The organism is Bifidobacterium asteroides (assembly GCF_009683175.1).
GTDB classification, from domain to species: Bacteria; Actinomycetota; Actinomycetes; order Actinomycetales; family Bifidobacteriaceae; genus Bombiscardovia; species Bombiscardovia asteroides_H.
Genome location: NZ_WKKW01000005.1, coordinates 17,383 through 40,370, shown reverse-complemented (window position 1 = coordinate 40,370; position 22,988 = coordinate 17,383). Strand labels below are relative to the sequence as shown.

The 22,988-nt window shown below is 64.5% G+C and carries 11 protein-coding genes and 2 pseudogenes; 4 read left to right on the top strand and 9 right to left on the bottom strand.

From position 1 onward, the window contains the following. Positions 1 to 10: 10 nt before the first annotated feature. Positions 11 to 1,234 carry an alkaline phosphatase family protein gene (locus GKC41_RS07220; protein ID WP_154313599.1) on the bottom strand — a complete coding sequence of 408 codons (1,224 nt, stop codon included), beginning with the start codon at positions 1,232 to 1,234 and terminating at the stop codon, positions 11 to 13. Positions 1,235 to 1,348: 114 nt separating this feature from the next. Between GKC41_RS07220 and GKC41_RS07215 the strand changes: the two genes are divergently transcribed. Further along, entirely contained in the window at positions 1,349 to 3,982 is a 2,634-nt protein-coding gene (locus GKC41_RS07215) for a DNA gyrase/topoisomerase IV subunit A (protein WP_154313598.1), read from the top strand. A gap of 17 nt (positions 3,983 to 3,999) precedes the next feature. Here the strand turns inward: GKC41_RS07215 and GKC41_RS07210 are convergent, their stop codons facing one another. From GKC41_RS07210 to GKC41_RS07195, 4 genes are all read right to left on the bottom strand, one after another. After that, positions 4,000 to 8,934, bottom strand: coding sequence for an ATP-dependent helicase (locus GKC41_RS07210; protein ID WP_154313597.1), 4,935 nt, complete (start codon positions 8,932 to 8,934; stop codon positions 4,000 to 4,002). 48 nt (positions 8,935 to 8,982) lie between these two features. Continuing rightward, positions 8,983 to 11,331 carry a DNA gyrase/topoisomerase IV subunit B gene (locus GKC41_RS07205; protein WP_154313596.1) on the bottom strand — a complete coding sequence of 783 codons (2,349 nt, stop codon included), beginning with the start codon at positions 11,329 to 11,331 and terminating at the stop codon, positions 8,983 to 8,985. A 130-nt stretch (positions 11,332 to 11,461) separates the two neighbouring features. Further along, the gene (locus GKC41_RS07200) at positions 11,462 to 12,886 is read right to left on the bottom strand and encodes an RNA polymerase sigma factor (protein ID WP_375537543.1); all 1,425 of its coding nucleotides are present in this window, start codon (positions 12,884 to 12,886) and stop codon (positions 11,462 to 11,464) included. Between the two features lie 113 nt (positions 12,887 to 12,999). Next, the gene (locus GKC41_RS07195; RefSeq protein ID WP_195760199.1) at positions 13,000 to 13,605 is read right to left on the bottom strand and encodes a DUF4192 family protein; all 606 of its coding nucleotides are present in this window, start codon (positions 13,603 to 13,605) and stop codon (positions 13,000 to 13,002) included. A gap of 191 nt (positions 13,606 to 13,796) precedes the next feature. Here GKC41_RS07195 and GKC41_RS07190 point away from each other — a divergent pair, with 191 nt between their 5' ends. Together GKC41_RS07190 and GKC41_RS07185 are read left to right on the top strand one after the other, a co-directional pair. Continuing rightward, on the top strand, positions 13,797 to 15,032 hold the full coding sequence (locus GKC41_RS07190) for a polyprenyl synthetase family protein (protein WP_154313594.1): 1,236 nt from the start codon (positions 13,797 to 13,799) through the stop codon (positions 15,030 to 15,032). Continuing rightward, positions 15,025 to 17,253, top strand: coding sequence for a Stk1 family PASTA domain-containing Ser/Thr kinase (locus GKC41_RS07185; RefSeq protein WP_154313593.1), 2,229 nt, complete (start codon positions 15,025 to 15,027; stop codon positions 17,251 to 17,253). Before GKC41_RS07190 ends, GKC41_RS07185 begins: the two co-directional genes overlap by 8 nt. A gap of 17 nt (positions 17,254 to 17,270) precedes the next feature. Here the strand turns inward: GKC41_RS07185 and GKC41_RS07180 are convergent, their stop codons facing one another. After that, a complete protein-coding gene (locus GKC41_RS07180) occupies positions 17,271 to 17,966 on the bottom strand; it encodes a lysophospholipid acyltransferase family protein (protein WP_324612091.1) in 696 nt (231 codons plus the stop codon). Positions 17,967 to 18,014: 48 nt separating this feature from the next. Between GKC41_RS07180 and GKC41_RS07175 the strand changes: the two genes are divergently transcribed. Next, complete coding sequence (locus GKC41_RS07175) at positions 18,015 to 18,560, top strand: hypothetical protein (protein ID WP_154313592.1); 546 nt, start codon at positions 18,015 to 18,017, stop codon at positions 18,558 to 18,560. Between the two features lie 105 nt (positions 18,561 to 18,665). Here GKC41_RS07175 and trpD read toward each other — a convergent pair whose 3' ends face one another. The 3 genes and pseudogenes from trpD to secA all read right to left on the bottom strand — a co-directional run. Continuing rightward, the gene (trpD, locus tag GKC41_RS07170) at positions 18,666 to 19,766 is read right to left on the bottom strand and encodes an anthranilate phosphoribosyltransferase (RefSeq protein ID WP_154313591.1); all 1,101 of its coding nucleotides are present in this window, start codon (positions 19,764 to 19,766) and stop codon (positions 18,666 to 18,668) included. Between the two features lie 248 nt (positions 19,767 to 20,014). Further along, positions 20,015 to 20,200 (bottom strand): annotated as a pseudogene (locus GKC41_RS09110) (SEC-C metal-binding domain-containing protein); the annotation flags it as partial. Positions 20,201 to 20,430: 230 nt separating this feature from the next. Next, positions 20,431 to 22,936: pseudogene (secA, locus tag GKC41_RS07165) on the bottom strand (preprotein translocase subunit SecA); the annotation flags it as partial. Between the last annotated feature and the right edge of the window lie 52 nt (positions 22,937 to 22,988).

Genomic DNA, 22,988 nt, shown 5'->3' with positions numbered 1-22,988 from the left:
AGGCAAGTAGTCAGACCAGATCGATCAGACAGGGGATCTGCGTCTCCAGACGGGTCCATGAGCCATGCACACCAGGCAGTCTGGTCGCAGCATCAGTCTGATCTGCGGAATTCACCAGGGTGACCTGGTCGCCGGCCAGAACCAGAAGGTCGCCGATCATGGGTCGAACCCGGGTGTCCACAGGGCCGAAGATGCCCCCTTGGATGGCCTGATCCCGGGTCAGCACCCAGGCCCGCTCCCCCAGACGCTGGTGCCAGCGTGCAGCCACCACCTGGGGATCCGCCCCCTGGTCCAGGTAAAGCATGACCGCCCTGGGCTCACCGCCCACCAGTCGCACATCCTGGTTCAGCTCCGGGTCATGGGCGATGTCGATGCGCTGGTCCGGATCAGCCTCGACCATGCCGTGATCGGCCACGATCACCGTCAGCGTCCCGGCGGGCAGGCGGCGATGAAGCTCGGCCAGCTGTGCATCGGTCGCTTCGAGGGCGGCCACCCACTCCTCGCCCTCCCAACCGCTGTGGTGGCCCACCTTGTCCACATCGCGGATATAGAGGTAGGTCAGCCCCGGCTTGCGGGCAGCCTCGCAGGCGGCCAGGAGACGCTGACGGGAGTGGTTGTGGGCCAGGTACTCCCCGCCGCGCAGAGCAGCCCGTGTCAGGGCGGAATTACGAAAACGCGGCATACCCGACGAGGTCACCCGGACACCCTGCGCCTGGAGGGTCTCGAAGACCGTGGGGCGGCGCTGCAGGCGCTCCGGGTCCTGGGCCCCCCTGAACTGGATCATCTGGCCCAGCTGGCCGGTGTCCGGATTCAGCTGGGTGTAGCCGGTCATGCCGGTCAGTCCAGGGCTGGTTCCGGTGCCGAAGACCCCCATGGCCGCCACGGTCGTCGAGGGCAGGCTGGTGTAGAGGGGACGCTGGTTGATGGGCTCGGACAGCAGCGAGCGCAGGTAGGGCACATGGCCCTGGCGGCTGACCAGGTTCCAGAATCCCAGGCCGTCCACCAGGACGACGACCACCGACCGGGCTTCCGGCAGTCCCAGGGCCTCCTGGAGGGTCTTGGCAGACGGATGGACATCAGTGGACACGGGCGTTCCCAGACAGGCGCTCAGAGCGGGCAGGACGGCGGACAGATGCCTGGCCCCGCCGACTTGCCTGTCCCCCGCCCGGTCCCCGTATCGGATAGGCGGACTCGGCCGCAGCAGTTCCTTCATGTCAGGTGTATCCAGACCCATGCCTTCCATTCAAGCACGGTCAGACCCCAGGCCGACACTGCATCCCTGCTGTGAATGCTTTGGCGGACCGTCCGGTTATCATAAGGCGGAACGTGAAGGAGCAGGAGCTGGAGCATGGCAACTCATCGCAGGAGCAAGGCGGCGGGGTACGACCCCAGGCAGGTCAAGGAGCACATCGTCGAAACCCCTCTGAACGAGGAGATGAGCAAGTCCTTCCTGGAATACGCCTACTCGGTCATCTACGCCAGGGCCCTGCCCGACGCCCGTGACGGACTCAAGCCGGTCCAGCGGCGGATCATCTACCAGATGGGTCAGATGAACCTCAACCCCGACCGCCCATACATGAAGTCCGCCAGGGCCGTGGGCGAGGTCATGGGCAAGCTGCACCCCCATGGCGACTCATCCATCTACGAGGCCATGGTCCGCCTGGCCCAGCCCTTCGCCATGCGCCTGCCCCTGGTCGACGGCCACGGCAACTTCGGATCCCTGGACGATGGACCGGCGGCCTCCCGCTACACCGAGGCCAGGCTGGCCCCGGCGGCTCTGGGCATGAACGCCGACATCGACCAGGACACGGTGGACTTCTCCCCCAACTACGACAACAAGCTCAAGGAGCCCCAAGTCCTGCCCTCGGCCATCCCCAACCTGCTGGTCAACGGGGCATCGGGCATCGCCGTGGGCATGGCCACCAACATGATCACCCACAACCTGGGCGAGGTGGTGGCCGCCGCCAAGTATCTGATGGCCCACCCGGACGCAAGCCTGGACGAGCTCATGCGCTACGTACCCGGTCCGGATCTGCCCGGCGGCGGAATCATCGTGGGACGGGACGGCATCCGCAAGGCCTACGAGAACGGCCGGGGTGCCTTCGTGACCAGGTCCGTCACCCACCTGGAGAACGTGACCGCCCGCAAGAAGGCCATCGTGGTCACCGAGCTGCCCTTCATGGTGGGCCCAGAGCGGGTTCTGGAACGCATCTCGGATGGGGTGCGCAACCACAAGCTGGAGGGTATCTCCAGCGCCATCGACCTGACCGATCGCCACAACGGGACCCGCCTGGTCATCGAGATCAAGACGGGATTCGACCCGGCTAAGGTCCTGGGCAAGCTCTTCAAGTACACGCCCCTGGAGGACTCCTTCACCATCAACAACGTGGCCCTGGTCCACGGACGGCCCAGAACCATGGGGCTCAAGGAGCTGCTGGAGGTCTGGGTGGAGCACCGGCGCACGGTCATCCATCGGCGCAGCGAGTTCCGCCGCAAGAAGGCCCTGGAGCGTCTGCACCTGGTCGAGGGGCTCCTGCTGGCCCTGGTCGACATCGACGAGGTCATCCAGGTCATTCGCAGCTCGGACGATGCGGATGCGGCCAAGACCAGGCTGATGGCGGTCTTCGACCTGGATCAGACCCAGGCCCAGTACATTCTTGACCTGCGGCTGCGGCGACTGACCAAGATGAGCCGGATCGAGCTGGAGGGCGAGCGTGACGACCTGAACAAGCAGCTGGAGGAACTGGAGCGGATTCTGGGCTCCTCGGCCGAGCTGGACCGGGTCGTCATCCAGGAGATGGATCAGGCCGTGGCCCAGTGGGGCACGCCCAGGCGCACGGTCATCCTGGACCAGGAGCCCTCCGGTGACCTGGCCCCCGTGCAGTCGGCGGCCGGCGATCAGCAGACCACTCAGCAAACCTCAGGCAAAGTGGGTGCTGGCTCCCAGGCTGCGCTGCTGGCCGGCGGAGGAAGCGGCAGCGGTGGCGACGGCGGCGACCTGCACATGGAGGACAAGCCCTGCACGGTCATGATGAGCGCCACCGGCCTGCTGGCACGCAGCACCCCGGGCGCCCTGGATGCCTGGCGGTCCCGCCCGCGCAACCAGGACCGGGGGCGCGACGACCAGATCATCGCCATATTCGCCACCACCACCCTGGCCACCTACGGCCTGGTCACCACGGCCGGACGGCTGATCACCGCACCTGTGGCCGACCTGCCGCTGATCCCGGCCACCGCCAACCCCAACCTGAGCGGGGGCATCGTGGCTGACGAGCTCCTTGGCGGAACCGCCAGCACCGAACCCCAGGCCGACGAGCACGCCGTCACCGTCATCGACATGGCCGACTCCCGACCTCTGGCCCTGGGCACACGCCTGGGCACGGTCAAGCGCTGGAACCGCGAGTCGCCGACCACCATGGACTCCTGGTCGGTCATCGACCTGAAGGATGACGACCAGGTGGTCTTCGCAGCCCCCTGCCAGGACGGGGACCGCATGGTGCTCATCTCCTCGGATTCCAGCCTATTGACCTTCACCGGGGACAAGGTCCGACCCCAGGGCCGCAATGCCGCCGGCATGGCGGGCATCCGTCTGGCCCAGGGCTGCCAGGTCGCCACCTTCGCGGTCGTGCCGGCCGGGGAGATCGGCTGGACCTACCAGGAGACCGGCGAGGATGGCATGAGCACCCAGGCCGGGGCCGTGGTCCTGACCGTGGCCGGCGACTCCGAGGCCCTGCCCGGCACCGAGAACGGCTCGGCCAAGTTGACCCCGCTGGAGATGTATCCGGTCAAGGGCCGCGGCACGGGTGGCGTGCGCTCCCAACGCTTCCTGAAGGGACAGGACACCCTGCTGCTGGCCCGGGTGGGCGCCTGGCCCCTGCACGCCAGCACCGCAGCCGGTTCTCCGGTCGAACTGCCCGACGTGGACATGCGCCGGGATGCCTCCGGCCAGGAGCTGGCAGCGCCCATCGCCTTCGTGGCCTGAGGGCGCTCGGCACAGACTCAGTAGAGGGCCATGCCGCCCGGCCCGGCCGTGAATCCGGCGGCGGCCAGGGCCATGCCCACCGGTTCGCGCATGGTCAGGGGCCGGCCATTGGCATCACTGAAGAGGATGCGCCCCTGCCCGCCCCGCCTCAGCCATGAGGCCAGCTGGGCGAAGGCGGCCTCCAGCAATCCACGCTCGGGCTCACCGAAGACCAGCAGATGATGCCCCTTGGGCGCCGCATAGACCAGGGCACGGCCTCGATTCTGCACCAATAGGTTCCCCATTCGCCGAATGGGCCGACCGCCGCCATCCCCTGATGTGGTCGGCCAGGCAAGGGCCGTGCCATAGAGGTTGGCGGGATCGGTCACATCCATGACCACGGGCTCGGGAGAACGCTGTTCCAATCCACCATCGCCATCATCATTGCGCTGACCCTCTTGGAAGTCCCTGAGCTGGTCGATTACCTCCCGAGGAGCAAACTGGGCGCCGCCGAAACCGTCGACGATGACTCCACGCGTCAGCTGGCCAGCCTCCTCCATGCGCCTGCAGACCTGATAGAGGGCCGAGAATCCGCCAGGGAGGGACCTCACCTCAGGCAGGACCGGAGCCAGGAGCCCATAACGGTCCAGGATGGCTTGTTCCTCATGGACCAGGTGGACGGTCCGCTGCCGGTCATCGTCGCTTGAATTGTGCATGCCAATCCCTGCCGCACCTGCTGTTGGTCCGCGCTGATCGGCAACCAGAGTCCAGAATCCCTCCTCCGCCGCCGACAGCGCTGAAGAACCGGCCGCCCGTGTCAAGGCTGCGCGACTCAAGGGCCTGCCGCGTCCACGTAGACCATGGGGCAAACGGCGGGTCCTACCCGAGGGCTGTGGTCCGGATCCTCGGACCAGCCGCCTGACCGGAGCCAGGGAGGAGTTGGTGACCAGTCCACGCCTGACCAGCCCCCAGAGCGACCGGGCCAGGGCCTCCTGGTCTGGAGACTGAGAATCAGGGGACGCGATGTCATTGCCACCACGACCGGCACAGGCACGCAGGAGCCGATCAAAGCGGTAGGCTCCCCCGTCGGCCAGAACATCCAGCAGGGACTCTTCCAAGTCGCCCGGATCGCCCTGGTCGCTCGACCTGCTTACCTTATCGGCCTCGTCCCCAGCAGGCAGCGAACCGGTGGTTTGCCGGGGGATATCCTCATCCAGGTCCTCAGCCAGGTAAAAGGTCATAGCGCCCAGCGGTCCCTCCCCCTGGTCGGATCCCACCCAGACCACCTGGCCCGAAGCCAGCAGATCGTCCATCAATGCCGGACCGTAATCACGCACCCTGGCCGGGAAGATGGCCGACTCCCAGAGCGCGGGCGGCAGATCCAATCCCTCCAGCTGACCGACCACCTCCAGCAGCCCCTCAGTGCCCATCAAGGGCTCCTGACCCAAGGGTGCCAGACCCTGACGGTGAAGAAGAAAGTCGCTGTAGACATGGCCGGGAACGGGACTGGCGGCCTTGCTGGCCTTGGCCAGGGACCGTGAACGCAGCCGACGGAAGACCTCGGGATCCAGCCACCCTCGGCGGGGCTCGCCTCCCTCCCAACCAGGCTCGCCATAGGCACTCAGGTCAGGACTGGGAAAGACCCCGGTCATGAGCAGCTCGCGTGCGGCCAGGGAGCGCAGCCTGTCCTCCAAGAGAGCACTGCCTAGGCCCAGGTGACCAGCCAGATCCTGGGTGGTGAATGGCCCGTGGACTGCAGCGTATTGCCTGACCAGCTGGTCGAAGGCTTCGTTGTCTGATTCCGATTCCTTTACTGGCTGGACGGATTGGTAGATGCCAGGGCCCAGGACCGCCGTCAACCGCTCTGCCTGACCGGCCCATACCCAACAGTCGCGAGCGCCTAGTCTGACCGGAACCACTCTGGACTGGACCCGCAGCTCCTCCAGCATGGCACGGACCTGTGCCTCTGTAGCCGGCTCGTCCTCTTGGCCGCGCATACGCCGACGGATCTCGGCCAAATCCATGGGGCCCAGGGTGCGCAAGAGGTCGGCCAGTCCTTCGGCCCCCCTGGCCCGGTTCCTGGGCGAAAGCCGCTGCAAATCCGCAGTCACCTGGTCAACGGTCTCCTGATCAAGGAGGTCAGCCATATCCACCTGGCCGACCATCTGCTCCAGCAGGTCGGAGTCGATGGCCAGCATGGCGGCGTCGCGCTCGGCCTTTGGCATGTCGTACTGGTACATGAAGGTCCCCAGGTAACCGAAGAGCAAACCTGAGGCCATGGGTGAGGGGGTCTTGGTGGAGGCCGGAATCAGACGGACGCTCCCCTGCTCCAGGTCGGCCATCAGTTCGTGCAAGGCGGGCATGTCGTAGACGTCCTGCAGGCACTCGCGCATGGTCTCCAGAACCAGGGGAAAGTCATCCTCCTTCAGGGCCGCATCCAGCAGACGGGAGGCTCGAAGACGCTGCTGCCAGAGCGGAACCCTGCGGCCAGGCTCCATCCTGGGCATGTAGAGCGAGCGGGCTGCGCACTGGCGGAAGCGGGACTGGAAGAGTGCCGAGCCCACCAGATGCCGTCGGACCTCGCGCTCCACCTGGTCGGGGGTGAATCCGAATATTCGCCGATCTTCCAGGAAGGCGTCAGTGCCCGGAATCTGCACGACAATGCCGTCCTCCCCCGCCCAGACGGATCCGTCGTAGCCGCGCTCACGGGAGAGCCGGGCGGCTATGGCCAGGGCCCAGGGCTCGTTGACCCTGCGTCCGTATGGCGAGTGGAGGATCAGTCTCAGGTCACCCTCCTCGTTGGGGCAGCGCTCGACCACCAGGTGCCGGTCGTCGGGCACCTGACCGGTGGAGGCCTGCTGCTCGGCCAGGAAGGCAGCCAAATTATTGATGGCAGGACGATCCAGACCGTCCTCCAGCAGACGAGAAGAGACGGCTTGAGTGAAGGCCGGCCGACCGGAGGCAGTCTGTACTGCCGGTATCAGGCCCTGGGACAGTTCCCTGGCAAGCCTGCCCAGGCGGCGGCCAAAGGCGGGGTCGCGGCCGGTGCCCTCCCCGTGCCAGAAGGGCAGTCTGGCGGAGCGTCCCGGGGCGGGGACCACCACCACACGATCGCGGGTGATCTGCTGGATCCTCCAGGAGGTGGTGCCCAGGGTGATCACGTCCCCCTTGCGGGACTCGTAGACCATCTCCTCGTCCAGCTCCCCCACTCGTCGGGGCTTGCCGCCGGCGGCCTCAGAGGACATGACCACACTGTAGGATCCGCGGTCGGGAATGGTGCCTCCGGAGGTAACCGCCAGGCGTTGCGCACCGGGTCGGGCCGTCAGCGTTCCGGTCTGGTGGTCCCAGACCAGGATGGGGCGGAAGGCGGTGAAGTCCTGTGAGGTATAGGCGCCGCTGAGCATGCCCAGCACCGCCCGGTAGACCTGCCGGTCCAGGTGGGCGAAGGGCGCGGCCCGTCTGACCGTGGCCAGCCAATCCTCCTCCTTGAGTGGTCCCATGGCAGCTGCGGCCACCGTCTGCTGGGCCAGAACGTCCAAGGGACTGCTGGGCATGATGGTGGGTTCGATGTCGCCCTGGACCATGCTTTCCATGCTGGCCGCGCACTCCAGGATCTGCTCACGGGTCAGGGGAAAAAGCCTGGCCTGCGATACCCGTCCCACTTGGTGGTCGGCCCGGCCCACCCGCTGCAGTCCCGAGGCGGTCGACAACGGGGCATTGACCTGGATGACCAGATCGACCGAGCCCATATCGATGCCCAGCTCCAGGCTGGAGGTGGCTACCACGCACCGCAGTCTGCCGGCCTTGAGGTCATCCTCCACCTGGCGGCGGCGTTCCTTGGACACCGAACCATGATGCGCCATGGCAATGGGTTGGTCGACGACCAGGCCGGAAGTTCTCTCGGAGGTGGACCCGGTGGCCGAATCGTAGTGGGCGGGCTCCCCGACCTGCCCAGCCCTGTCCGTGGGCTCGTCTGTTTCTGGGGATAAACCTGGTTGGCCCTGTCCACTGCTGCCTCGGCTACGGTGCTTGGACGCTTGCAGATCGGACTGGTGGAGGTCGTTCAGCCGGGCGGTCAGGCGCTCGGCAAGGCCGCGGGAGTTGACGAAGACCAGGGTGGTGCGGTGGGACAGGACCTGGTCCAGAATGGCACGCTCGACGGCTGGCCAGATGGATCCGCTTCTTTTGTCGCTCTCCTGTCCTTCCTGCCCGGATTCGCCGGGTGGCGCAGCCAAATCGCCCATATCCTCCAGGGGCTCGATCAGCCGCAGGTCCATGGCTGTGGACGACTTGGGCTGGATCAGGCTGACCGGACGGCTGCCGCCCAGAAAACGTGCCACCTGCTCGGGCGGCCGGACCGTAGCCGACAGGCCTATCCGCTGCACCGGCCGCCCGACCAGGTTGTCCAGCCGCTCCAGGCTCAGCGCCAGATGGGCCCCGCGCTTGTTGCCCGCCAAAACGTGGATTTCGTCCACAATAACGGTCTGCACGTTCTTCAGTGTGCTGGCTGTTTTGGAGGTCAGCATCAGATAGAGCGATTCCGGGGTGGTGACCAGAATATCCGGCGGATGGACTGCCAGGGCCCTGCGACCACGGGTATCGGTGTCTCCAGTGCGGATGCCCGTCCGGACCTTGGGCGCTTTTCGTCCCTGCTGTGCAAATCGCTCGGCGATGCCATCCAGCGGAGCCTGCAGGTTGCGAGCCACGTCAGTCCCCAAGGCCTTCATGGGCGAGATATACAGCACGGCGACCCCAGGTTTCCGGGAGCGCCGAGGCCTGGTCATGAGCTCATCAATTGCCCAAAGAAAAGCGGCCAGGGTCTTGCCCGATCCGGTGGGCGAAATGATCAGCGCATCGCCGCCTGAGCGGATGGCAGGCCAGGCCTGGACCTGGGTCGGCGTGGGCCCCTGAGGAAAGGCCTGACGAAACCAGCCGGCCGTCTGCGGGGAGAAATTATCCAAGGGATCGCCCATATGCGTCACACTCCTCTCCCCGCCCCTTTGGGCCCTGCTGAAGGTCGATCAGGTGTCGATCTTGCTCCGATCGAAGTCGTCCGCATTGTCCACGATGAACTGCTTGCGGGGCGGCACGTCGTCGCCCATGAGCAGGGGAAAGATGCCGGCCGCCTGAGCGGCATCCTCCATGCGGATGCGGCGCAGCATACGGGTCCTGGGATCCATGGTGGTGTCAGCCAGCTGGTCGGCGTCCATCTCGCCCAGACCCTTGTACCGCTGCACATCGGGATAGTAGTCGATGTGCTTGGCCTGCAGGTCGGCCAGTTTGCCCTCCAGCTCATCATCCGAATAGGTGTAGATGAACTTCCCCTTGTTCTTGCCTGCCAGGGCGATTCGGTGCAGGGGCGGCACGGCGGCGTAGACCCGCCCGTTCTCGATCAGGGGCCGCATGTAGCGGTAGAAGAGGGTCAGCAGCAGGATGCGGATGTGGGCGCCGTCCACGTCGGCATCGGTCATCATGATGACCTTGTTGTAGCGGGCCTGGTCAATGTCGAAGCTGGCTCCCGAACCGGCGCCGACCACCTGGATGATGGAGGCGCACTCCTTGTTGGTCAGCATCTGGGACAGGGAGGCCTTCTGCACGTTGAGGATCTTGCCACGGATGGGCAGCAGGGCCTGGAACATGGAGTTTCTGGCGGCCTTGGCCGTACCCAGGGCGGAATCGCCCTCAACGATGAACAGCTCGGCGATGTCGTCGTTGCCGGGCATGGAGTCCGAGAGCTTGGAGGGCATGGAGGCCGATTCCAGGGCGTTCTTGCGCCTGGTGACCTCCTTGGTCTTGCGTGCCTGGACGCGGGCATGCATCTCGCCCACGATCTTCTCCAGCACCTGGCCGGACTGCTCCTTGAAGCCGCGCTTGGAGCCGCTGATCATCTGGCCGAACTGGTCGTCGGTCATCCGGTTGACGATGGGCTTGACCTGGGCCGTGCCCAGCACGTCCTTGGTCTGGCCCTGGAACTGCGGCTCGGCGATGCGCACGGTGACCACGGCCACCAGACCGGCCAGGACATCGTCGCGCTCCACCTTGGTGTGGGAATCCTTGAGGTTGACCTTGAGGCGGCGGGCGTTGGCCTCCACGGCCTTGCGCACCTGCCGGGTCATGGCGTTCATGAATCCGTCCACGTGCATGCCTCCGCCGGGCGTCTCCACCACATTGACGAAGCTGCGGACGATTGAATCGTAGTCATTGACCCAGCGCAGGGCTATATCCACCCCGCAGACACGCTCCACCTGCTCGGCATGCAGCTCGCCGTCCGAGCCCACCCGCTGGGTCTCCTCCTGGTAGGTGTCCTGGCCGCTGATCCGCCAGATGTCGCTGACCGGCTCGCCCTTGGACAGGAAGTCAACAAAGTCCGTCACTCCGCCAGTGTGCAGGAACTCCTCCACACGCTGATGGCCGGACTCGTCCTCCGGCTGCAGCATGGCCCGGTCAGCCTGCTCGGTGGCCGAAAGGTCGGCATCATCAGTTTGCGCGCCTTCGGCACGCTCGTCTCCGGCATCTTCTTTCGAAGAGTCGCCGCTGACAGACGATTCAAGAAGGTTCTCTTGAACGTCCTGATCGTCCGGCTCCGCAGTGGATTCGCCATCGACCTCCAGACGCAGGTCCTGTTCGGCGCTTCCTGTTGCGGGGATGCGGTCGTCGATCACGGTGATCTTGAGGCCGGGCACCAGGAAACTGGTCTGACGCACCCGGTCGATCAGCTGGGCGTAGCTGAACCGGGCCGTGGGGTTGAAGATTTCCGGGTCGGCCCAATAGCGCACCCTGGTGCCGGTCCGGGACTTGGGCACGCTGCCCACTATCTCCAGGGGTGTAGGCCTGTTCTTCCTGGTGCGTTTGAAGGGCGAGTCAGGCGAGGGATGCTCTGGGTCTGGATCCTGGTAGGTGCCGGGATGGCCCTGGTGAAACTGCATCCGGTGGGTCTTGCCGTCCCTGTCCACCTCCACGTCCAGCCGGGAGCTCAGGGCGTTGACCACAGAAGAGCCCACGCCGTGCAGGCCGCCAACAGCCGTGTATGAAGAGTTGCCAAACTTGGCGCCGGCGTGAAGCTTGGTCAGGACCACCTCCACGCCGGTCAGCCCGGTTCGGGGCTCAATATCGACGGGGATGCCTCGGCCGTTGTCGTCCACCTCGATGGAGCCATCCTTGTGCAGGATGACCTTGATGTTGTCGCACTGGCCGGCCAGGGCCTCATCCACGGCGTTGTCGATGATCTCCCAAAGGCAGTGCATGAGCCCCTGGCTGTCCGTGGTCCCGATGTACATGCCTGGACGCTTGCGCACTGCGTCCAAGCCATCCAGGACCGTCAGACTGCCGGCACCATAGGACTTCCCCTTATCAGGCTTTTTCGCCACCATTTACCTCGCCGTTCACCTCTTGGCGCCCAGGAAGACCGGGGTCCTCACATGGGCGGTCGCTTACGCACCGATGACCATTTTTAGCAAGGAGGCCTCGACAGCATCAGTACCTCCCCGCCGGGCGCAGAGGTCACTGATCCAGGAAGTCACGCAGGGTCTGCGAGCGCGAAGGATGCCGCAGCTTGGACATGGTCTTGGACTCGATCTGGCGGATGCGTTCACGGGTGACCCCGTATACGCGGCCGATGTCGTCCAGGGTCTTGGGCTGCCCATCCTCCAGGCCGTAACGCATCTTGATGACGCCGGCCTCGCGGGGGCTCAGGGTCTCAAGCACCTGCTGGAACTGCTCCTGCAGCAGGGAGAAGGCCACAGCATCCGAGGGGGCGATGGCGTCGGTGTCCTCGATCAGATCGCCGAACTCCGAGTCACCGTCCTCCCCCAGAGGGGTATGCAGGGAGATGGGCTCGCGCCCGTACTTCTGGACCTCCTGGACCTTCTCGACGGGCATGTCCAGCTCCCGGGCCAGCTCGTCGGGGGTGGGCTCGCGACCCAGGTCCTGCAGCATCTGACGCTGGACGCGGGAGAGCTTGTTGATGACCTCGACCATGTGAACGGGCACACGGATGGTGCGGGCCTGGTCGGCCATGGCACGGGTGATGGCCTGACGAATCCACCAAGTGGCGTAGGTGGAGAACTTGTAGCCCTTGGTGTAGTCGAACTTCTCTACCGCACGGATCAGACCCAGGTTACCTTCCTGGATCAGGTCCAGGAAGAGCATGCCTCTGCCGGTGTATCGCTTGGCCAGGGAGACCACCAGTCGCAGGTTGGCCTCCAGCAGATGGTCCTTGGCCTTCTTCCCGTCGTTGGCGGCCCACTTGAGCTCGCGGCGGCGTTTGAAGTCCATGCCCTCGCCTTCGGTGTCCAGCAGATGCTGGGCATAGAGGCCGGCCTCGATACGCTCTGAGAGGTCCACCTCCTGTTCGGCATTCAGCAGGCTGACGCGGCCGATCTGCTTGAGGTAGTCCTTGACGGGATCGGCAGTGGCGCCGGCGGTGACCACACGACGCTTGGGGTTGCCTGAGGGAGTGACATTCTCATCGTCATCGGAATCGTCGACGACGAAGGCGCCCTTGACCTTGGCGGCGAGGGCATGGGCGGCCTTGCGGTCCTCCTCGGCCTCATCCTCGACCTGGTGGGCCTCGTCCTCCTCCTGATCGTCCTCGTCGGGCTCGTCCTCCAGCTGATCCTCGCTCTTGTCCAGCTGGTCGTCGTCCTCCTGGTCCTCGAGCAGGTCCTCGTCGGGCTCCTGCTCCTCCGGCTGCAGGATGGGCTCCTCTTCGACCTTCTTCTTGGTCTTGGAGGCCGGGCGACGGTTGGTCTTGGCCGTCGAAGTGCTGGCAGTGGCGGTCTTGCGGGCTGCGGTCTTGCGGGACGCCTTGCTGCTGCTGGTCTTGGACCTGGTGGCGGTCTTGGTCTTGCCGGCGGTTGAACTGGTCCGGCCCTTCCCGGTATCCACTGCGGCTGTCTTGGCTGACTTGGTGTCCTTCGTGGCCAAATTCTCCTCCTGGATCATCCCACCCGCCGACACTGCTTTCAAGGCACAGCTATGGCAAGGTCAAATCTTAGACTCACTAAGTGAACCACCCCAGGGGGACGATTATTCCCGATTCAGCCCGATTGCCTCCAGGCCGGGTCGATGCCGCGGCCGATCAAAGCCAGGACGATGGCGGCCAGACTGCACGAGCGGTCGTCGGAAAGAGCTCCCTCGGCGAACCCGGATGCCCGGGATCCCCCATTCCACCAGTCGACGTAGGCCGCGACCGCCAGGGGCTGGGACCGAAACCCCGGCGGAACCTGATCAGCTATGGCTTGAAGCATGGCCAGCCCGGCCCGGCAACGCGGATGGTCCGGCCGTGTCGCAGAATCCTTGAAGACCGCATCCAGAATGCTGCAGAGCGCCGTCACGTTGGATGGATCATTGGGACGAACGCACAGGTCCAGCAACCGATCCCTGTCCAGACCAGGCTCAGGCGCCAGGATGGACAGAATGAGCCCGTCACGTATGGCCAGGGTCTCCTTGATGGCCACAGCCAGACGGTCAGCCGTATCGGAGTTCAAAGGCGGGTGCGGCTGCTGCCCTTTCAAACCGGCTGTCCAGTCTGTCAAGGGTTGCTGGAGCCATCGCCTATCAGCATCTTCCACGCCCCATCGTCGTCGGCCCTCTCGGTAGTTCTCCACAAGTTTCGTCATGCCGTCTTCGTGTGCATCGTTCATGCCGTCATTGCCTCCCATCCGCTCCCGGTCTGATGTCCGGGGAGCCTTGGCACCATCCTGAACCAGCAGGAACCGTCGGGAAGGCCACAGCCGAGCATGTGGTCAAGTGGGGTCATCCATCCACCATGCTCCCTGCAGCCACGGGCCGTGCAGCCCGCCCGCTGGGCAGATATGCGGATAGGCTCTAAGGCATGAAGAGCGTGACTGCAGCACGGGTCGAACAACGCATGGAGGAACTGCTCCAGGACCACTGCCACCACCTGACTGATCCAGAGCCCGGACCGGACCATCCCCTGGATCAGAACCCCTCACAGGGGGCTTTGCAGGAGGTCATCCACCAGGCAATCGAGGCAGGCCGTGGCGGCAAACGACTGCGCGCCCTCCTGCTCTGCGATGTCTGGCGGGCTCTGGAATCCGAGCGGAATCCGGACCGTGAACAGGCGGCAGTGGACCTTGCCTGCGCCTTGGAGGTCTATCAGACCAGCGCCCTCGTCCACGATGACATCATCGACGGCTCCCCCCGTCGTCGGGGCCGTCCTGCCGCCCATCTGGCCCTGAGCCGGTCGGCCGCCGGAAACGATCCAAGCGACCGGCTCCCCGCAGGCCCCGATGCCCGTGGCACCGGCCTGGGCATCCTCCTTGGCGACCTGCTGGCATCACTGAGCACAACCATGGCCCTCCAGGCGGCTGCCGACCTGCCTCAGGAATCGGCCATCGGTAGGTCTTTCCAATCCATGCAGACGGCTGTAGTCACCGGCCAGGTCCTGGACATGGGTATGGAAGAGGCTTCCCTGGACAATCCGGAACGCCTGCGCAGTCAGGCCCTGCACACCATGGCTTGGAAGACCGCCTCCTATACCACCATGGCCCCCCTGGCTCTGGGCCTGCTGGCCGCTGGAGCAGACCTGGAAGAGCACAAAAAATCAGTGCGCGTCCTGGGTCTGGATCTGGGGTTGGCCTTCCAACTGACGGACGATCTGCTGGATGTGGCAGGCGACGACCGCCGTACCGGCAAACCCGTGGGTGGCGATATTCGCGAGGGCAAGAGGACCGTCCTCCTGGCCGACACCCTGGCCATGGCCGACCCTGATCAGGCCAAGGAGGTCCGCCGACTCTACGGTTCCCCGACCGAACGCCGCAAGGATGCCCAGGTAAATATGGTCCGCGACCTGATGCAGTCCTGTGGGGCCGTAGATGTCAGTCGTCGACGCATTGCCGACCTGTCCGCCCGAACCCAGGCCGAAGCCCAGGCCCTGGCTGATGATCTGCATCTGTCGGCAGAGGGCCGAACCATCTTCCTGAAGGCCTGCCGACGCTTCCTGCCGCTTGCCACCACCGCCGGGTATCATGAACGTGTATCTTCCATTGATGCCGAGGCCGGTCAGGCCTCCGAGGTGCAGAGGGCCGGACAAGACGAGCATGAGTGAAGCGGACGAGAGGACCAGCGACCGGATCATAGACGGGCGCTACCGCATTCTGCGCGAGATTGCGCAAGGTGGCATGGCCACGGTCTACGAGGCCCTGGATCTGCGGCTGTCCAGGCATGTGGCGGTCAAGATCATGCACACCATGCTGGCCCAGGGGCCGCACAGGGCCCAGTTCGAGGAGCGTTTCCGCCGGGAGGCCAGGTCGGCGGCCGCCATCGCCAACCCCCACATCGTCCAGGTCTACGACACGGGCGTCGATCAGGGGCTGGACTACCTGGTCATGGAGTATGTCCACGGCATCAGCCTGCGGCGGGACATGGCCCGTCAGGGCGTCTATCCCCTGAAGGAGACCCTGCGGATCGTGGGCGAAATACTGGACGGCCTGGCCTCCGCCCACCGAGCCGGCGTCATCCACCGCGATATCAAACCGGAAAACATCCTCATCAACGACCGCGGCCACGTGGAGATCACCGACTTCGGCCTGGCCCGCGCCGCCGCCCAGGCCACCCTGTCCTCAACGGGCATGCTCATGGGCACGGCCGCCTACCTGGCCCCCGAAACCATCGAGAACAATGAGGCCTCCCCCCAGAGCGACCTCTATGCCGTGGGCATCATCGCCTACGAGATGCTGACCGGCACGGTCCCCTTCGCCAGCGACAACCCGGTGACCATCGTCTTCAAGCACGTCCACGAGGACGTCCCCTCCCTGGCCAGGGTCTGCCCGGGAATCGACCCATCCGTGGCCGCCCTGGTCTCCGGACTTACCGATCGCTCACCGGGAAACCGCCCGGACGACGCAGGCGAGGCCCTGGAGAGCCTGAGGAAGGTGGTCAGGGGACTGGACCGGCAGGCCATGGACTACGTGCTGCCTGCAACAGCCACAGCGACCGCGGCAGCTGCAGCCAGCGGACAGCCCGGGTCCGCCAACCCTGAGATGACCGAACCGCCAAGGCAGGCAGCCACGGCACCCAGCGACGATTCCGAAGACGCAGCCACACAGACCATTGCTGCAGCACCCGAAGCGCAAGATTCAGACACGGTCCTGAATGTGCCCGCCCCGCCCGAAACCGATGCGGACGCTGCGACCAAGCGCTATCGGCTCAACGACGTGGACACCCCCTCCCGGGCAGAGACCACAACCGTCCTGCAGCCTCAGGACCCGACAGCATCCCCCGCCGATGCAAACGTCGTCCCGGCTTCCTCCCAGACCCTGCAGCAAGGCACCGAAACAGCCAAGCCCAAGCACCGTCATCGGGGCCTGATCATCGCACTGGTGATTCTGCTGGTGCTGGCCCTGAGCGGAGGCGGCGGTGGCGCCTGGTGGTACTACCTGGGTCCGGGCAGCTATGTCGCCCTGCCCAAGCCGGATGACATCTCCTGCTCCGAGAATCAGGAGTGCAAGGTCATCGGCGCCGACTACGCCAAGTATGCCAGCACGCTCAAGGTCGCGGGCATCGATGTCGACACCGACTACGACTTCAGCGACCAGGTGCCCAAAGGGGCCATCATGGCCGCGGATCCCGATACCGTCGGAGCCCATATCAGCAAGCGGGGCGGCAGTCTCAACCTGACCGTCTCCAAGGGGATTCGCCAGGCCACGGTGCCCAAGGACATCCTCCAGCCGAACACCTCCAACGGCAAGGACCCCCTGCAAGCCCTGAAGGCGGCCGGATTCGACAAGATCGACCATGACTCCTCCAAGGACCAGTACTCCATGGATGTACCCGAGGGGGCGGCGATTTCGGTGGAGCCGGCCCCAGGGACCAAGACCCGGCACGATACCAAGGTCAGCCTGGTCCTGTCCAAGGGTCGAATGCCCGTGGCCATGCCCGACATCATCGGCAAGGCCAGGGACGATGCCAAGGCGGCCCTGGAGGCCCTCCGGCTCAAGGTCAACTACAGCGAGGACTGGTCAGATTCGGTGCCCCGCAACCAGGTGATCTCCGCCTCCCACCAGGCCCAGGAGCAGCTGCACTGGGGCGATGCGGTCAACGTGGTGATCTCCAAGGGGCCGCAATTCATCAGCATGCCCGATGTGAAGGGCAAGAGCCAGGACGAGGCCACCCAGATCCTGCAGGGATACGGGCTCAAGGTCAACATTTCGGCGCCGCTGGGCAACCTGACCCACACGGTGCGAATCCAGGACCCCAACCCCGGCACCCAGGTCAAGGTGGTCAATGATGACGGCTCGCCGGCCGTCGTGACCCTGACCGTGGTCTGACGGCCCTGTCTCTACAGTCAGTCGTCAGTCAGTTCTTCCTTGCTCTCATGCGCCTTGATGACCTGGGCATATACGTCCACGTAGCGCTGGCCGCTCATCTCCTGGATCTCCTGCATAATCCTGTCGGTCAGGTTGCGGATCTCCTCATGGGTGAGGCTGTTGACCGGCACATAGGGCACCGTGATGGGCTTGCCATAGATGACCTTGGTCCTGCCCTTATGCGGAAGCACATGGCCGGGCTCCTGAAGCTGCCTGGTGCCGATGATGGCTGCGGGCACCACCGTCGTCCCGGTCTCGAAGGCCAGTCGCGCCGCCCCGGTGTGCCCTCGGTAAAGCCTGCCGTCCGGGCTGCGCGTGCCCTCCGGATGAATGCCGAAGATGTGCCCGTGCTCAAGGATGGAACGCGCCGTTTCCATGGCTCCCAGCGACTTTGAGCCGCCTGATCTGTCCACGGGGAAGACGCCAACCGAGCTGAACCACCATTTCTTGAACTTGCCCTTTATCCCCTTGCCGTTGAAGTACTCGGCCTTGCCCATGAAGTGGATCATCCTGGGGCAGGTGATGGGCAGCAGGGCGTCGTCAATGACGGCCAGATGGTTGGAGGCGATGATGGCAGCCCCCTGCTTGGGAATGTTCTCCGTGCCTTCAACGGTCGGTTTGAACCAGGTACGCGCCAACGGACCGAGCAGTTTGACGAAGAACCAGTACAGCACAGAGACTCCTTGGTAGCGAATGCGTGCGGCCGAGGTTACGATGGTTCTATGACCGAGCACAAGCATAACGACGCCGGGAATCAGTATAACAGCGAGGCGGGAACCGGGCCCTCACAGGGGGACGAGGAGTGGGCGGACTTCCTGAATTCGCACGCTGACGAGCTGGGTTCCCTGGAATCGTCCAAGACGGCCAAGGAGTTCGAAAAGAAGGCCCGAAAGTCCGAGAAGAAGGCGGCGCTGAGGGCTGAGGACTTGAAGCGCGACTCCTTCGTCGGCGGCTCCGGACCGCGCGATTTCCAAGGCAGCAGCTGGCTGGACACCGACGAGGTCATGGACCAGTCGTCGAACTTTGTGCCGCCCAACCCCGACCTGAGCGACCTGGGCAGAAGGCATGCGGCCTTCATGATCATGACGGTGCTGGGCCTGATCTGCTTCTTCCTGACCATATTGATCCCCCGCTGGTCCGGCTTGACCGGCCTGCTGGCGGGACTGCTCCTGCTGATAGGCATCGCAGGACTGATCATCGACCGGAAGAACTTCCACGACGATTCAAGCGGGCTCTTCGATGACGACGAACGGCACTACCGGCGATAATGCCGAGTGCCGCCATATCCAGCATATCCAGGCCACCAATACGTTCGGACCCCACTGGCAGGAACATCAGCCAGCGGGGTCCGAACAGGTTTGGCAGCCGCGAACCTAGACCAGGACAGGACGGCGTGTCCGTTCCTCTTGCCGGCAGCGGGACTGCGCTTCCTGGGCTCCGTGGATCCAGGCTGCCAGCAGGTCGGCCGCCCTCCCCTGGTCCACAACCTGGGTAGCCAGTTGGTAGGCCTGGGCAAACCGCACGCTCAGGTCGTCCTCGGGACCGGCGTCGATCTGCGTGCCGTCTGCCACGATGGCCGAGGCCGCATTGAGCAGGGCCGTGGAACGCGAAGGAACCGACTTTCCAGCCAGGAAGTCCCTGACGACGTTTGCGTTGAAGGCGGGGTCGCCGCCGCGCAGATCATCCAAATCCACCGGATCGATACCAAGTTCACGGGTCGGGTCGAAGGTCCGCTCCTCCACCTTGCCCTGGTGGATCTCCCAGATGGAGACCGGACCGGTCGGAGCCATCTCGTCAAGACCCTCGACCGAGGTGTAGACCATGCCTTCCTGACCGCGTGAGGCGTAGACCTGGGCCATCATGGGGCTCAGTTGGCGCTGGGCGCATCCGATGGCCACATAGCGCGGGTTGACCGGGTTGGTCAGGGGTCCCAGCAGGTTGAAGACGGTCGGAATCCCCAGCGACGAGCGGACAGGCCCTGCAAACCGCATGGCAGGGTGGAAGGTCTTGGCAAAGACGAAGGTAATGCCGTAGCAGTCAGCCATGGCAGCCACCTCCTTGGGCGGCAGATCCAGGGGCAGGCCCAGCTGCTCCAGACAGTCGGCGGTACCGCTCTTGCTGGATGCGGCCCGGTTGCCGTGCTTGACGATTCTGACTCCCGCAGCCGCAGCCACGATGGCGCCCATGGTCGACAGGTTGACGGTAGCCGCCCCATCGCCGCCGGTGCCGACGATGTCGGTCACGTCGCCGCTGACCTTCAGCGGCACCGCATGGCCCACCATGGCCTTGGCAGCCCCCTCGACCTCCGGGCTGGTCAGTCCCAGGGCGGACTGCATGGACAGGGCGGCTCCCACCTGCACAGGGTCGGCATGCCCATCCATCAAATCGTTCATGCACCACTCGGCCTCATCCGCGCTCAGGTGTCGACCGGACACCAAGGAGTTCAGGACGGATTTCCAGCTAAGTGGCCGCATGATGACTCTTTTCCTTTGAAGAAGCGAGGCTGGATGCCCCGCTGTTTGCTCTAGGTTTACTGCCCTGTCCCTCCCCTGCACAAGGACATCCCATATTCTGGTCACTTTGCTACCAATATATGAAAGTAGGCAATCCAATATATGGAAACGGCCACCGCCCTTGTGAGCGATGGCCGTCAGTCAGACCGGCAACCCTTAATGTATCGGCAACCTTATCTGCAGAAGCCGCTAGTGATTATGCGAACCTGTCATTTCTTCTCGTTCTGGCCGTGGCACATCTTGTACTTGCGTCCGGAACCACAGGGGCAGGGGGCGTTGCGGGGCGTGCCCGGGAAGGTGCGGCCATCAGACCAAGGCGAGTGATCCTCTACGGCCTTGGGCCTCTTGTTGGCAGGGACTTTGCCCTCGGCATGGCTGATAGGGGCAGGCCCGACCGGGGCCGGAGCACCCTCGTCAGCGGCATCCTCAGAGGCATCCTCCTCTGAATCCTCCTGGATGCTGCCAGCCGGAGCACCCTCGTCATGTTCCTCGGCAGTCTCGTCGATATCGGTGGTCTCGTCCTCGGCATCAGGCTCTTCAGGCGCCTGGTAGTTGACCGGCTGGGACTGGCTCTCCTCGTTCTCCTTGCGCTCCTCGCGGGCCCTCCGCTCGTTCTCCTGGCTGGCCGCGATCTGCTTGAGGTCCACGTTGAAGAGCAGCTGCACGGTCTGCTCCTTGATGGCGTCGATCATGGAGTTGTACATCTGGTAGCCCTCGCGCTGGTACTCGACCAGGGGGTCACGCTGGCCCATGCCGCGCAGGCCGATGCCGTCCTTCAGATAATCCATCTCGTAGAGGTGCTCACGCCACTTGCTGTCCAGGACGGATAGGACCACCTGGCGTTCCAGCTGCCTGGAGCCCTTCTCGCCCAGCTCGTCCTCACGCTCCTGGTAGATGGAATCTGCATCCTCCACCAACTTGTCCGCCAGAGCCTTGACGGCCTTGTCACCCTTCAGACCCTCCAGGGAGTCCATGGTCTCATCCTGGTCAAGACTGACAGGGTAAACGGAGGCCAGCGCCTTCCAGAGCCCGTCGGCATCCCAGTCCTCGGGCTTGTCCGAGCCCTTCTGTGCACCCCGGATGTATGAGGTGATGGTCTCGCTGATGAAGCGGAGAATGTCCTCGTGGATGTCCTCGCCCTTGAGCACCGCCTGACGCTCGCCATAGATGACCTGACGCTGCTTATTCATCACATCGTCGTACTTCAACACGTTCTTGCGGATCTCGTAGTTGCGGGATTCCACGGACTTCTGTGCGTTGCGCACACCCTTGGAGACGCTCTTTTTGTCGATGGGCTGACCCTCGGGCAGGCTCTTGGACATGAGCTGAGCCACCATCCCGGTATTGAACAGGCGCATCAGATCGTCTTCCAGGCTCAGGTAGAACCTGGACTCGCCAGGATCGCCCTGACGGCCTGAGCGGCCGCGCAGCTGGTTGTCGATACGGCGGGACTCGTGCCGCTCGGTGCCCAGTACGTACAGGCCACCCAGCTTGACGACCTCCTCATGCTCGTCCTTGACCTGCTCCTTGACGGAGTCCAGCATCTTGGGCCAGCGCTTCTCATACTCCTCAGGAGTGTCGTCGGAGGAGTAACCCTGCTCCTTGAGCTTCTGATCGGCAAGGAACTCCACGTTTCCGCCCAGCATTATGTCGGTGCCACGCCCTGCCATGTTGGTGGCCACAGTCACAGCCCCCTTGCGCCCTGCCACGGCCACGACCGCAGCCTCGCGCGCATGCTGCTTGGCGTTGAGGACCTGATGGTCGATGCCGGCCACGTCCAGCAGGGAGGAGACCACCTCGGAGGACTCCACGGATGCGGTGCCCAGCAGGATGGGCTGGCCCTTGGCATGCCGCTTGGCCACATCGCGGACGATGGCGGTCAGCTTCTCCTTCTTGGTGCGATAGATCAGATCCGGCTGATCCTTGCGGATCATGGGCTTGTTGGTGGGGATGGGCAGCACGCCCAGCTTGTAGGTGTTCATGAACTCGGCGGCCTCGGTCTCGGCCGTTCCGGTCATGCCCGCCAGCTTGTCGTACATGCGGAAGTAGTTCTGCAGGGTGATGGTGGCGAAGGTCTGGTTCTCGGCCTTGACCTCCACGCCCTCCTTGGCCTCGATGGCCTGGTGGAGGCCCTCGTTGTAGCGGCGGCCCTTGAGCAGACGGCCTGTATGCTCGTCCACAATCAGGACCTCACCGTTCTGGACCACGTAGTCGCGGTCGCGCAGGAAGAGCTCCTTGGCCTTGATGGCGTTGTTCAGGTACCCGATCAGGGCGGTGTTGGCGGGCTCGTAGAGGTTGTCGATGCCCAGGTAGTCCTCCACCTTGGTGATGCCTGGGTCCAGGATACCGACGACCTTCTTCTTCTCGTCGACCTCGTAGTCCTCATCCCTGGTGAGCTTGGGGACCAACTTGGCGAACTGCCGGTACCATCGGGTCACGTCGCCCTCGGCAGGTCCGGAGATGATCAGAGGAGTTCGAGCCTCGTCAATCAGGATGGAGTCCACCTCATCCACGATGGCGAAGTGGTGGCCGCGCTGAACAAGCTCGTCCTTGTCCCAGGCCATGTTGTCACGCAGGTAGTCGAAGCCGAATTCGTTGTTGGTGCCATAGGTGATGTCCGCCTGGTACTGCTTGCGGCGCTCGGCGGGACGCTGGTCGGTGATGATGCAGCCCACGCTCATGCCCAGGAAGCGGAAGATGCGTCCCATGAGCTCGCTCTGGTAGGAGGCCAGGTAGTCGTTGACCGTGACCACGTGCACGCCCTTGCCCTCCAAGGCGTTCAGATAGCTGGGCAGGGTGGCCACCAGGGTCTTGCCCTCGCCGGTCTTCATCTCGGCGATATTGCCCCAGTGCAGGGCCGCTCCGCCCATCAGCTGGACATCGAAATGCCGCTGGCCCAGGGTGCGCTTGGAAACCTCGCGAACCGTGGCGAAGGCTTCAGGCATCAGGGAATCGAGGGATTCGCCGTTCTCAAGTCGCTGCTTGAACTTTGGCGTCTGACCCTTGAGCTCCTCGTCGCTCATGGCCGAGATCTGATCCTCGAAGGCGTTGGTCGCCTTGGCCACCCCCTGAAGCTTGCGAATCTGACGACCCTCGCCCATACGGAGGACCTTGTCCAAGACTGCTACCACGTTGCGCTCCCTACCGTTCTTTTATGGCCTTCGCACGCCCTCAGCTGACGTA